The following is a 12,502-nucleotide window of genomic DNA, read 5'->3' on the forward strand; positions in this document are numbered from 1 at the left end:
GCTGCGCGCGCTTCGCATAAGCGTTGACGTGCCCGGGTACGACGTGCTCCAGCTGACCATCGACAGGAACCTGCTTGACGCAAGGGCTTCCGGCAAGGACATGCCGTTTTCGATACGCGCCGGCAGCAGCACGCTCAGCTACGACGAGACTGGCGCCGATCCAGAGAGCAGGTCCCTGAGGGTAACCGTGCCTGCAGGCACAGAGTCCATAATCATCAGGGGCAACGCGGTTGCCGCAGAGCCGCTCGGATACCAGAGCGCGTACTCGACCCTGAACGAGGCGGCATCAGTCATCGCCTCGTACAAGGCAAAAGGCGTCGTGACAGGCGAGGCCGATGACCTGCTTTTGCAGGCAACAGACGCCGCGTACCTTGGCAAGTACCACTTTGCTACCGACCTTGCAGGCGAGGCCATCGAGGCCGCGCATAGGGCCGACAGGATTGCAGTCGTCGCCAATACAGTCATGAACGAGGCCGAGACTTCCATCATGGCGACAAAGACGCTTGGAGGCGACGTCTCACAGGCAGAGGAGCTGCTTGATCACACAAAGGAGGTCTACTCGTACGGAGGCTATGAAGAGGCCCTGAACCTTGCCAACTATGCAAGGGACGCCGCGACGACGAAGATAAACCCCTTCCTGATAGTCGCCGCAATTGGGATGTCCGCTGCTGCGGTGCTGTATGTGCTGTACAGGAGGCTGCCGGGCGCAGGAAAGGCTCCCGCGCAGGAAAGCGTCGTCCAGGACGACGGCTCCAACCTCCAGTCAGTGTTTGTGGAAAAGCCCCACCTGAGAGAGGACGACAGGATGGTCCTCAAGTACATAGTCGACAGGGGCGGCGAGGCGCTCCTGGCGGAGATAAGAAACAAGTTCGGCCTTCCAAAGAGCACCGCATGGAGGCTGATGAGGCGGCTTGAGCGCGAGGAGCTTGTCGAGATAACAAAGTTCGGCAACCAGAACATGGTGCGGTACAAGCTAAAGCCTGAAGCGCATCAGTAAAAAAGAAAAAAGATGGGCCGGGCCCGTTGGGCCCTTTATTCCATCAAGGTGTTGTTGTCTCTGGCGTAGTCGATGTGGTGTTCTCTGGCAGTACTGGTGTCGTGGCCTCGGATCCAGGCAGAGTGGCTGACGCTCCTCCTTCAGGAGTCGTTGTCTCTGGTGTCGTGACTTCTGGCGGTGTGACAGTTGCTCCTGCCGCTGCCTCTATGGTAAAGCTCGCAGATGCAGAGACTCCTGTCGCGTCTTGCGCCAGTATCTCGTGCGAACCTTCTGCAGCGTCTGCAGGAATGGTCGCAGTTGCAGAGAAGGCGCCGGTCGCGTCAGCAGTTGCTGGACTTGCGTCCACCGGCACTCCGTCGAACATCAGGTCGACAGTTGCGTTGGCGCCAAACCCTGAGCCGTCTATTGTCACCGAGCTTCCTGCAGCCCCTGACGTTACGTCAAGGGTCAATGTAGCAGCTGCGGTTGCCTCTGGTGTCGTTATGGCAGGCGGCGTAGGTGTGACAGTCTCAGGAGCTGGGGTTGTTGTCTCTGGTGTTGTCGGTGCCGGGGTAGCAGGTGTTGCAGGGGTCGGTGCTGCTTCTCCGGTCACGGTTCCCGTTACGGCAAAGTTCGTGACCATGCTGTTGCCCGAACCGTCGGTTGCAGTCAGCTGGTGGTCACCCGGTGCCGCGTCGGCAGGTATCGATACTTGCGCAGAGAACGAGCCGGTTGGGTCGGTTGTTATTGGGTCTGTGACGATTGGTGCGCCATCGAAGGCAAGGGTTATGCTCTGGTCTCCCGCAAAGTCCACTCCGCTTACCGTCACCTGGCTCCCTGCAATGGCAGATTCGGGTATGATGGTGACTGTAGCGCGCGTTACTGTCGGAACGGCCTCAGTCGGCGCGGGTGTTGTTGTCTCTGGTGCTATAGGTGTCGGCGTGATGGGTGCTGGCGGTACCGTCGTCTCTGGTGTTATCGGTGCAGGCGCTGGCGGCACTGTTGTCTCTGGTGTTATCGGCGCAGGTGTGGGCAGTGTTACGCTTCCTTCAGCAGCAAAGGTGACTTGTACCGTTATGGTAAAGGTCTCGCCTTCTGCCTCGGACGCGGCTTCTTCCTCAGGTGCCGGAGTTACTTCTTCCGGAGCTGGTGCTGGTGCGAACGGCTCTGGTGTGATTGGTTCAGGCTCTGCCTCTTCCGGCGTTGTCAGGTTGCCTTCCGGAGCTGGTGTCATTTCTTCTCCGGGTAGCGGCGTTATTTCACCGGGTACTTCTGGTGTAGTCAGGTTGTCTTCTGGAGTTGTCGATTCTTCAGGTGCGGGCTCTGTTGGAGCCGGGAACTGGGTTGGTGTTATGGTAGAGGTTGGGGAAGTCTCTTCAGGCGTGGTTGTTTCCTCGCCCGGAGCCGGCATGGTCTCTTCTTCCGTAGGCGTTCCCATCGACTGGTTGACAGACATGCCCTGTACCGTCAGCCCAGTGCCTTCGATGATGAGGTTTGCCCACGAGCCTGTCGCCGGCGAGAACGTCACGGCATTGAAGAATCCGTCGCTGCCGTCTTCTCTCTCCGGAGCTATCGGCTCGACAGAGCCATCAGGCTCTACAGAGAACGTTGCCACCACCTTGGCTGTGGGGTTTGCACCTTCCAATCCCTGCTCAAAGTCCATGTTCTCTATCTTCAGCCCTGCCCCTTCTATGGTAACAGTACCTTCAGAGTCAGGGGTTGGAGACATGGTCATTGAAGTGGAGAACATCCCTTCAGGATTTTCTTCCGTCATTGCGCCTTCCGGCTCTTCGCTCGGTGTTGTCTCTTCCTCACCGGGTGCCGGCGACGGCACGCCAAACGGTGTTGGCTCCTCGCTCGGTGTCTCTTCTTCAGGTGCCTGCACCGCGAATGGCTCGGGCTCTTCCGGCGTTGTCAGGTTGCCTTCCGGAGCTGGTGTCATTTCTTCTCCGGGTAGCGGCGTTATTTCACCTGGTGTAGTTGTGTCTTCACCTGGTGCCGGTGTCTCTTCACCGGGTAATGGCGTCTCTTCACCTGGTGCTGGTTCCTCAGTCGTCTCGTTCTGCGCCTCCTCACCCGGCAGGGTGGGAGCTGGGAACTGCACCGGGGTTGTATCGTACGATTGGCCGCTGGCCGCAAAGCTTGGCACCATAACCATTCCGATTATGGCTGCGCCAACTACGGCTACCAACGCCAACTGGAGTTTGTTGTCAAAGATTCCCATGTGCGTTCAGCATATTTTTAACAAGAATTCGAGTTAAGGGACTCCACGGATAGAAGGTTCCATCACGAAGGGCGCAAGATTCTCACTTGCCCATCATACAGAGAGCGGTTACTTGCCGAGAATCGACTGGAGGAGCACGAACAGGGGCTTCATCTTTGAAGGGGAGCCGGCGAGGTCAAGTTTTGTGTCAGAGAGGACGGAAATCGTGGCAGTTCCGAGAAGGAACCCCTTTTCCTTATACTGGAGCTCGCTTATCGAGTCGAGCCTCTTGCTTATCATGTCGTCTGACCGGAACAAAAGCCCGCGCCTAGAATACAGCATGAAGCGCCGGTCTGTTACTATCACCCGGTACCTTTTTTCTCCAAACAGCACGTCGTCGTCGCTCATGAACTCTATGTTCTCCGACGGGAGAATAAAGTCTGCAAGTGCCACGTGGTGAATAAACATCGATAGCCTTTATCAGCAGGGGTCATCAGGGTTTGGCAATATGGACAAGAATCCAGACCCTGATTTGCCGGACTCTCAGCATTTCCGGAAAAAGATCCGGAAGATAGATCCGATGCACGGTTATAGAGCTCTTGCAGGCAAGCCGTATATCCTCGCAGTGGCCGGTAGCGCAGCATGGAGCAAAAAGACTTGCAGAGGCTCCTTGAAAAGAGATGGAAGCGCTACAGGGCGCGCCAGAGACGCAGCCAGTGGAAGGCCGGAATCGCGCTTGCAGCCATCAGGGCGGCAGGAACAGGCGCAGGGTTGTTGAGGAAAATCCGCGTACTAAGGCAGGCACGGAAAGAAAGCGTGGCGGTAGAATAACGGCCTTTCGGGGTTTTTGCCCCATCCTAGAGGGTTTGAGGGTTCTGGGCCCCATTCTTGCAGGCAGATCCTAATTAATGATTCGATTCTTGGCTGAAATTACCAATTTCTTTTTATTTTACCCCGCAAGAGTATAGGGAAATGGTAAAGGATATTGTTGTAGTGGCAAATGACATAAAACTTTACTATAAGGGCTTTGAATTGGCGCTTAACAGGGATAACCTTGACGATGCGATACATTACCTCAAGGAGATCCAGCGCGAAGTCAACGACTATCTCGATTACATGCAGGTAAAGAAGGAGCGCGCGGCCGTTGAAGAGGCGGTGAGAAAGAACCTCAAAGAAGCGCTCAAGGAGCACAAGACCCACGTCAAGAAGCTAAAGCGCGAGCTCAAGAAGCACAGGTTCCCGCTTTCTGCCACGCCTGACGAATCCAAAACAGCCAAGAAGCGGTCAAAGGTCACCACCGTGTTCCCGACGATACTCAAGGCCGTGCAGATCTCCCGGTCAAACCCCGAGAAAGAGCCCGAAGATGGCGAGCCGCTTGCAAGCGTGCCTGTCGACCCTGCAGAGCTGAGAAAGCCGGTGGTCGTGTCCAACACTGGCGAGGAGATGCAGGACCAGGACGGCGAGCCGGAAGAACCGGCAGGGCCTGTTGAAGCAAAGGAATCTGAAACCATCGGCGCGCCTGTAAAGATGGTTCCGGAAAAGGCCCCGGCGGAAAACCCCGGCGAGGTCCAGATCCAGCGCGCAGACCGCGAAAAGCTCGCCAAGGTGGCAGACGTGACCGGCTCCCTGAGCCTTTCGCAGTGGTCAGAGATCCTGGGATTTCGGCGCTCCTCTTCTGCGCACCAGTTCCTTGAGCGGATGAGCGAGAAGGGGCTTGTCGACCTGCAAAAAAGCATGGAAGGCGTAGAGGTCAGGCTCAATGCCAAGGGCAGGAGCGCGCTCGAGTCGGTCGAGGTAGCCGGCGCCAGGTAGTTTTTCGCAAAGCTGAATACACGCCTGAGTGCAGCTGTGCATGTGCCGTTCAAGTACGTCGACGATGGTCACAGGATAGGCATGATAGAGGACGTGATGTCCCACGCAAGGCAGGTCTTTGAGCAGGGGCTGCAGCTTGAGGCCATACTCCTTGCCCACGAGTACCTCGAGCAAAAGCTCAACGCGCTGCACAGGAAGGCCTACGGCCCTGACACGATACACAGGAGGTTCAAGCAGCTGATAGACATGTTCAGGTCAGAAGGCCTGCTGCGGGCGGAGGACTATGCCGTCCTGAACGAGTTCAACAGGCTTCGCAACGTCAACGCAAACCAGATCCTGGATTTTTCGCTCACGCTTCGGGGCGCAAAAAAAGGCGACATGATAAAGGCGATGGATTTGGCCGTCGAGTCTGAGCAGATTATATCAAGGCTGTCGCAGGAAAGCGGAGAAAGACCGCGAAAAAGCAGGAAAAAGCCTCGCCACGGCTGACATGACAAAAAAGACAGCTGCCTAGGCTGCCCATACGCGGGCAGTGCTGAAAAAAAGGCAACCTTGGGATATGGTCTAGATTTTCGCCGCAGTGGCAAAACGCGGGCCGACGCTTTCAATCCTTACCTTGCACTTGTCGCCCACCTTGCCGCCCTTGACGAATATCACAAAGCCTTGTACCCTTGCGATTCCGTCGCCTTTGCGGCTGATCTCTGTCACTTCGACGTCATACTCTTTGCCCTGCTCTACTGGTTTTGGGCCACCAAAGTCGCCTCTTCCGTAACTCATTAGCCGGCGTGAGGGCTTTCCCTAATATATACTGGACAGAAAGCCCTTGGCTAACAATCGCACCTGGTGCGAGGTACAGAGACCGGGAATATAGCGAAAATACTGTCGGGTTAAATCCGATGGCGGCCTAAAATACGCAGGCAACGCTTGAGATGAACGCCCCTCGGCGCAAACCTGCGTGTGTGCACCAGTGCACCAAGTGCGGCCTGATATACCAGTGCGGCGAAGCGCGGTGCGGCAGGCCCTTTTACAGCGGCGTCTGCGCCCAGTCCGCGGCTTTTGCCAACAAGACCAAATCGCTGTTTGCACTATCGTGACCGGCCACAATTCTTTAATAATTTCACGCGCCTACACAAGGCATGTCGTCGCCTACTCCGGAGCAGTTCAAGCAGATACAGAAGCAGGCCTGGGATACCGCCGCCGAGGGCTGGAAGAAGTGGTGGCCCATTTTTGAAAGCGGCGCCCAAAAGCTGTCCGACAGGCTGGTCGAGCTTGCCGGCATAAAGCAGGGAGACACGGTGGTCGACCTAGGAACCGGCACTGGCGAGCCTGCCGTCACGGCGGCAAAAAAAGTCCGACCCGCAGGAAAGGTGCTTGCAATAGACATCTCGGCCAAGATGCTCTCAATCGCAAAAGAGAGGGCAAAAGAGCACGGCCTTGAAAACACTGTAGAGCTTAGGGAAGGCGACGCCGAGTCTGTCGCGCTGCAAAAGAACGCGTTTAACGCAATACTTTCAAGGTGGGGGCTCATGTTCCTGCCAAACCTGCAGGAGTCGCTCAAGTCGGTGCGCGAGGCGCTTGTGCCCGGAGGCAGGATAGCAGCAGCCGTCTGGACGGAGCCGGAAAAGGCGCCCACCATAAGCACACCCATCGGCGTTGCAAGAAAAGTCCTTGGGCTTCCGCCGATGCCGGCAAACATGCCGCCGTTCAACCTTGCAGATGCAAAGATGCTCGAGCGCGTTTTTGCCGGCGCAGGGTTCAAGAACTTCAGGGCTGAAAAGATGACTTTGACTTTTACCTTCGGGTCTGCCGACGAGTACTCGCGCTTTCACATGGAGATAAACGGGCCGCTTATAGCGCTGCTTGCAGACAAGCCCAGGGAAAAGCGGGAGGAGGTCTTGAATGCGATAAGAGATGCTGCCGCAAAATACGCGGGCCCTGACGGCAGGATAAAGATGGACAACGAGACGATGTGCGTCGTCGCAGAACGCGGCTAGATGGTCGCGCGCTAGCGAAATCTCCTCTATAGCACAACTTCAGCAGTCTTAAAAGAAATGGTGCAGGGATTCTGGTCATGAAGGAGCGAACAGTAGCCCTGGTGCCGGTGATGTTGCTGGTGCTGCCTTTTGCATACGCACAGGGAGGGATGCCTGACCCCGGGATGCTGCCCGACAGTCCCTTCTATAGCTTGAAGCTGTTTGTCGAGTCCATAGGGACGACCTTTACTTTCGGGGCCGAGGCCCGGGCCGAGCGGGCGCTCGAGCTTGCAGAGGTGAGGCTGGCAGAGGCGCAGGTCATGGCAGACATGGACAAAGATGACCTGGCAGTAAAGGCAGTCGCGGATTACGAAGCCAAGATTGAAGAGGCGCATGAAAATGCTGCGGACATTGAAGATGCAGAAAAACGGGCAGAAGTAACGGACCGCATCGAGGCGGCAACGTCTGCGCACATCGATGTCTTGAATGAAGTGAAACTCAAAGTGCCGGCTTCCGCAAGGGCTGCGATTGAAGGCGCCATCGACGCGTCGATGAAGGGCGGAGAAAGCGCCACGGACGAAGACGATGAATCGGAATAGTTAGGCCGATCCAGAATTGAAGTAAGTTTCCTAGCAGGCACATCTTCTCGAGCCAGATTTTCCCAGAAAGGCTAAATACTTGGAATATTGTCCACTGCGACATGGCCGAGCCTGTAATCAAATTCGACACGCAAGGAAAAGCAGCCGTCATAAGCTATAACGTTCCTGAACCGACGTCTTACTCGGGCAAGAACGTCATCGAGCTTGTCTTTCCAGACGAATATTTCACGCCAGCCGCAAAAAAAGTTCCCGAGAAAGAACGCCTGTCCGGGACCGCTTCAACCGCCAAAGTGCCGACATTCAAAACTCTGTCTGGCATAAAGTTAGGGCTAAAGTCCGCTACAGCAGCCAAGCCTTCGGCCACCGTTGCCGGAAAATAGGTGGTCGTGATGCCTACAGAAAAGATGCTAGAGATAGACGAGAAGGAGATGCAGGCCAACCTTGCCGCTGGCAAGCGGTTAAACATTTACACCTCGCTTTCCGGAAACCTGAAGTACAATTACCTGCCAGAGCCAAAGGTCGAGCCGAGAATACTGATAGTGGAATCCTACAGGCTCTCCACCTATCTCGGGCAATATGGCGCGGGCAGAACTATCAAGACATACTCGCTCCTGCCGGGCGAGAAGACCACTATCAGCATCTCCACGTACAAGCGCACTGAATCCACGTCCAAAGAGGCCTCAAGCATACTTGACTCGTACACCGAGGAGAGCGCCGAAGAGTTTGAAACGTCGGTGATGAACGAACAGTCAAGCAAGGAGAACACCACGAAGAGCTTTGAATACTATGCAGACGCCGAGGCAAGCGCAACTTGGGGCTGGGGTTCTGCCAAGGTAAGCGGAGGCGTCAGCGGGAGCTCCACGTCTGCAAGGGAGGAGTTTGCCAAGAACGTATCCAACTCGACTTCGAAACATGCAGCAAAGGCTTCTGCGCAGCGCAACGTGGAGATAAACACGAGCTTTGAAACGACAGAGCAGACCGGCGAGGAAACAGCAATTTCGAGGGAGATACAGAACATCAACGTCGGAAGGACGCTCAACTTCACATTCCGGCAGATGAATCAGGAGTTCATCACCATACTGCACCTCGTAGATGTCCGGGTGGCGTTCTTTAACGGCTACGGCGAATCGCGCGACGAGGTGCCGCTTGCAAAACTGGACGACCTGCTCGACAAATACATCCTCCCTGCAAAAAAGAAGGAAGTCAAGGACGCCATCATCAACGAGCTGCTTTACATCAAAGACTACCAGGACAAAGAGCACTCGTTTATCGAAGAAGTAAAGCTCAGGGGCACGGGATCGTACTGGCGCGCCAAGAAGGAATACGTGTCGGTGTACAAGGACGCTGCCACCGGAACCGAGATAGCTGTGCCCGGGATAATTCTAAAGGCAACGAAAAACGTGATGCGGACTGACGGCGTAATAGTCGAGGCGCTCCTGGGCCAGGCAGACGCGCTGGACGACTATTCCAGGGGCCTGCAGGACGAGAAAGTGAAGGGACAGAGGCTGGCAAACGAGAGGCTCGCGCTGGAAGTGGAGCGTGAAAGGATCAAAAACGACATACTGAAAAGAAAGGACATGGATGCCGCAAAGGTCTACGAGCTTTTGTTCCCGCCCCCTGAAGAGGAAGAAGAAGAAGAGTCCTAAAGATGCCGTCTGACATGTACCTTAACCGGCACGAGCTGGCCCTTGAAAAGTCGCAGCTCGTGACCCACGACGAAGCGCTTTACGCGGAATGCCTGACCGACGAGCCGCTTGCAAACGACGAGCTCCTTACCGAAGAAGACGAGCAACTGATTTTGGAGTGCCTTACAGTCGTGGCGGATGTCGCCGGGATAGTCGACCCGACGGGCGCCTCCGACGTTGTTGGCGCAGGCCTTTCACTTGCCAGCGGCGATTATGTCGGCGCGACACTGAGCGTCATAAGTATCTTTCCTTATGCCGGCGACCTTGCAAAGCTGGGCAAGGTGGGCAAGTGGGTTGAGGTGGTAGTCAAGATTGTGAAGCGGGCAGGAGAGTCCCCCACATTTTTCAAGTACGTCAGGGAGCCGCTTGAACAGCTGTACTCTGTGCTGAGCGCAATTCCCGACGGGCTGATGAGCGAGCTTGACGAGCTCAAGGCAATAATCAAAAAGTTCTTTGACGAGCAGGGGATAAAACTCGGCACCGATGCAGTGGAATGGTCCTGGAAGAGCTTTTACAGGTTCTCCAAAGACGAGACCGAGAATTTCACCTACAAGATAGCAGAGGGCAGGCTTGTCCCTCCCAGCCTGGCGCAGAAGCACTACAACGCCGCTGCCCGCAGCGAATTGTCAGAGGGCACCAAGGAGCATGCAGGACACATCATAGGCCGCAGGTTCGGCGGACCGGAGATAGAGGACAACCTCTTCCTCCAAGACCCCACCATGAACGTGGGAGAATGGAAGGCTCTTGAGAACGAATGGGCCAGGCTGCTTGAAGACGGGACGGGGGTAGAGGTCAACATCAGGGTTGTTTTCCCCAAGAACAACCCGGACATACCGGCAGGGAGGGCGTCAGGGCTCGTTGCAAAATGGAAGAAGATACTTCCAGACGGCACTGAAGAGGAGTTTACGCACTACTTCCTGAACCCCATGAAGTCAGGCGCAAAGAAGGCGCAGGACGCGACGACATCTCTTGGCGAGGATCACACAGCAGAAATTATCAAGCTGTACGAATGAGCGCCGAGGAAGGTAAAAGTAATGAACTGCGATGCCCCTTACAGCATTTTCTTGGATCTTGCCGCCTATGCACCTCATTTACAGCTTAAAAAGTAGGAACTGGGTGCGATTAGAAAACAATACGCGGATTCGACCCTTTTACAGACCGATATCCGAGTCTATTAACTTGGCATTATCATGGCATAATTCGCTCTTCTTTATCTATGAAGTATGTGGTGTTGAAAAACCCACGGAAAATGCCGTTACTTGGTAGCGGATTATTTACATCGACACCACTGTTATAATCATAGTTCGTAAATCTGTCCGAATCCACTTTTCTTGTCTGCATTCGAATGACCTTCTTGCCTTCCTTATGATGATGCAGTGTATGCACTTCGTCAGGATAATTCGGGTCATAGATATCAACATCCCAGTGTGCAAGCTGACCGGCCGGCTCATGTCGGCGATACCCAATCGCTAGGACTTGGTGGTTGGTGTATAGAGCTTTGGCGAGACTCTTGTTCTTAAGAAGAGATTTGTAACCGTAGGCCTTCCTCACTAGTAACAAGGGTACAGGCACTCCACCGTCGATTCTTGGCGCAATTTCGTACTTAAACCGGTCAGTACTCCATCCGATAACTTCACCCTTAGTTTGTCGAAACACCCAGTCAAGCATTTTCTTGACGGGTCCCCATCCGTCATCGTCACTTCGCAAGCTATCCATCTGCCGGGCCCAGATGTATTTCTTTATGGGCCGGGTAGCCGCATCTAGAACTAATCTCCCATAAGCATCACAACGCTGGTCAGGAATTTCACGACCTTCAAGAAAAGAATCCAGAGCAGAATAAATCATACCGCCGCAAAGTCCATACGACATATTCTTCATTATCGTAACCTCGCCAAGATCTATTTTGAGCGGTCCGATCGAAAGTTTTGGTATCTTGATAGTGATGTTGCCTTCCCAAGAATTGACAAAGTTGAACCCGTGTTTCTTTATATCGAACAAAGTTTGAGTTTTTTGCTGTGGCATAGAACAGATAATTCTACATAATTATTTATCAATAGGGCAATTAACAGATATAGTTGTACGACAGAGATTGGCGCCATGCAGCAGATTTGGCATGAGTCGCAAGCTGTCTTAGACAAATGCGCAGTGTTCGTCTGATCGGACAAACTATTTCTCAACTATCGCGGACAGCGTGGTAGGCAACCTACGCGGACCTACGTAAAATCGCTTTCGTAGTCGAGTCCGCGTAAGTAATGGACTGGGCGGGATTTGAAACAGAGACCTAGCGCTCAGAGAGCGATCGTTTCCACCGCTCTGAATTCAATTCAGAACAGCAGTTCAGGGTGTAGAACTATGCGAGTAAACTACTCGCTTTTATCCGCGAGCACTCGCACTTTGCGCGGGAATGCTCTAGCTCTCCAGCTTTGACAGCATGTCTGCAACTCCGACTATCTTTATGCCCTTGTAGACTGAGAGACGGAGCAAGTGCGGATCCCCTGATACAATATAGTCGGCTTTTGCATCCAAGGCGGTGTTTATGACAACATCATCGTCCGGGTCCTCTTTTACGACCTTTCTTTTTGACGTTACCTTGTAGAGTTTGGCCGTCATGAGTAGCGCGTTTCTTGCCGTGCGAATTTCAGAACGAGTCTTCTTAAACTGAGATCTTCCCAGTACTTCAGTAAACTCATCCACTATCTCTTCTGACGCAATCAGAACAAATTTTCTCTTGGCTGCTAGCGTTACAAGTTCTCGGGGTTTTCCAGAAAATGCTGCTGCACTGACAAGTACGTTGGTGTCAAGAACTATGCGCAGCATTTGTCAGGCTTTTCTCTTCTTTTCTGCCCTGTGCGCCTGGATTTCGTCGTAGACTTGTTTTTCACTTAATTGCAGATTCTTCTTGTCGGCTGATGCGAACACCTTTGCCCATTCGCTTTCGATGTCAGGAAGCTCAAACGCCTTCATGATTATGACATCGTCCTTGGCAGACACTAGCAGCTTGGTCTTGGGCTTTATCTTGAGCTTTTTCCTTATGGTTTGCGGGATGACTACCTGCCCCTTCTCGCTCATGGTTGTGATTTCGGTTTCTTGAGCCATGTTGCTTTACCTGTAATAATGTTTTACATTCCTACTATTTATATGGATGTGTTGCGGTCAGCCCTGTAATACAAGAACTTGTCGACTAAATGGTTGAATGCCGCGAGTAGAGCTTGATCGAAATTAGTTTGGTCTAACGACAAAACTGCAAAACCCAT

The 12,502-nt window shown here is 54.0% G+C and carries 15 protein-coding genes; 9 read left to right on the forward strand and 6 right to left on the reverse strand.

Going from position 1 to position 12,502, the window contains the following annotated elements; translation table 11 throughout:
* A partial coding sequence (locus HXY31_RS09465; RefSeq protein WP_292642405.1) for a helix-turn-helix domain-containing protein occupies positions 1-997 on the forward strand: 997 nt, incomplete at its 5' end.
* 43 nt (positions 998-1,040) lie between these two features.
* Here the strand turns inward: HXY31_RS09465 and HXY31_RS09470 are convergent.
* Both HXY31_RS09470 and HXY31_RS09475 read right to left on the reverse strand, forming a co-directional pair.
* Positions 1,041-3,173, reverse strand: coding sequence for a hypothetical protein (locus HXY31_RS09470; RefSeq protein ID WP_292642406.1), 2,133 nt, complete (start codon positions 3,171-3,173; stop codon positions 1,041-1,043).
* A 135-nt stretch (positions 3,174-3,308) separates the two neighbouring features.
* Positions 3,309-3,632, reverse strand: coding sequence for a hypothetical protein (locus tag HXY31_RS09475; RefSeq protein WP_292642408.1), 324 nt, complete (start codon positions 3,630-3,632; stop codon positions 3,309-3,311).
* 189 nt (positions 3,633-3,821) lie between these two features.
* Between HXY31_RS09475 and HXY31_RS09480 the strand changes: the two genes are divergently transcribed.
* The 3 genes from HXY31_RS09480 (at position 3,822) to HXY31_RS09490 (ending at position 5,480) form a co-directional block, all read left to right on the forward strand.
* On the forward strand, positions 3,822-4,010 hold the full coding sequence (locus tag HXY31_RS09480; protein ID WP_292642410.1) for a hypothetical protein: 189 nt from the start codon (positions 3,822-3,824) through the stop codon (positions 4,008-4,010).
* A gap of 201 nt (positions 4,011-4,211) precedes the next feature.
* Entirely contained in the window at positions 4,212-4,991 is a 780-nt protein-coding gene (locus HXY31_RS09485; RefSeq protein ID WP_292642412.1) for a hypothetical protein, read from the forward strand.
* 42 nt (positions 4,992-5,033) lie between these two features.
* Positions 5,034-5,480, forward strand: a complete 447-nt coding sequence (locus HXY31_RS09490) for a hypothetical protein (protein ID WP_292642414.1) — start codon at positions 5,034-5,036, stop codon at positions 5,478-5,480.
* Between the two features lie 75 nt (positions 5,481-5,555).
* Here the strand turns inward: HXY31_RS09490 and HXY31_RS09495 are convergent, their stop codons facing one another.
* Entirely contained in the window at positions 5,556-5,768 is a 213-nt protein-coding gene (locus HXY31_RS09495) for a TRAM domain-containing protein (protein ID WP_292642416.1), read from the reverse strand.
* A 359-nt stretch (positions 5,769-6,127) separates the two neighbouring features.
* On the opposite strand from HXY31_RS09495, the gene HXY31_RS09500 reads away from it, so the two are divergent.
* From HXY31_RS09500 to HXY31_RS09520, 5 genes are all read left to right on the forward strand, one after another.
* Positions 6,128-6,985: a methyltransferase domain-containing protein gene (locus tag HXY31_RS09500; RefSeq protein WP_292642418.1), complete on the forward strand. Its 858-nt coding sequence runs from the start codon at positions 6,128-6,130 to the stop codon at positions 6,983-6,985.
* Between the two features lie 77 nt (positions 6,986-7,062).
* Positions 7,063-7,563: a DUF5667 domain-containing protein gene (locus tag HXY31_RS09505; RefSeq protein WP_292642420.1), complete on the forward strand. Its 501-nt coding sequence runs from the start codon at positions 7,063-7,065 to the stop codon at positions 7,561-7,563.
* A gap of 101 nt (positions 7,564-7,664) precedes the next feature.
* Positions 7,665-7,943, forward strand: a complete 279-nt coding sequence (locus HXY31_RS09510) for a hypothetical protein (protein ID WP_292642422.1) — start codon at positions 7,665-7,667, stop codon at positions 7,941-7,943.
* Between the two features lie 9 nt (positions 7,944-7,952).
* On the forward strand, positions 7,953-9,209 hold the full coding sequence (locus HXY31_RS09515) for a hypothetical protein (RefSeq protein WP_292642424.1): 1,257 nt from the start codon (positions 7,953-7,955) through the stop codon (positions 9,207-9,209).
* A 2-nt stretch (positions 9,210-9,211) separates the two neighbouring features.
* The gene (locus HXY31_RS09520; protein WP_292642425.1) at positions 9,212-10,261 is read left to right on the forward strand and encodes a DNA/RNA non-specific endonuclease; all 1,050 of its coding nucleotides are present in this window, start codon (positions 9,212-9,214) and stop codon (positions 10,259-10,261) included.
* A gap of 175 nt (positions 10,262-10,436) precedes the next feature.
* On the opposite strand, the gene HXY31_RS09525 is transcribed toward HXY31_RS09520, so the two are convergent.
* The 3 genes from HXY31_RS09525 to HXY31_RS09535 all read right to left on the reverse strand — a co-directional run bounded on the left by HXY31_RS09525 (position 10,437) and on the right by HXY31_RS09535 (position 12,344).
* Positions 10,437-11,246 (reverse strand): hypothetical protein, encoded by an 810-nt coding sequence (locus tag HXY31_RS09525; protein ID WP_292642427.1) that lies wholly within the window; start codon positions 11,244-11,246, stop codon positions 10,437-10,439.
* Positions 11,247-11,657: 411 nt separating this feature from the next.
* Complete coding sequence (locus HXY31_RS09530; protein ID WP_292642429.1) at positions 11,658-12,065, reverse strand: putative toxin-antitoxin system toxin component, PIN family; 408 nt, start codon at positions 12,063-12,065, stop codon at positions 11,658-11,660.
* Positions 12,066-12,068: 3 nt separating this feature from the next.
* On the reverse strand, positions 12,069-12,344 hold the full coding sequence (locus HXY31_RS09535) for an AbrB/MazE/SpoVT family DNA-binding domain-containing protein (RefSeq protein WP_292642430.1): 276 nt from the start codon (positions 12,342-12,344) through the stop codon (positions 12,069-12,071).
* Positions 12,345-12,502: the final 158 nt, after the last annotated feature.

Source organism: Nitrososphaera sp., from assembly GCF_013388945.1.
Classification (GTDB): Archaea; Thermoproteota; Nitrososphaeria; order Nitrososphaerales; family Nitrososphaeraceae; genus Nitrososphaera.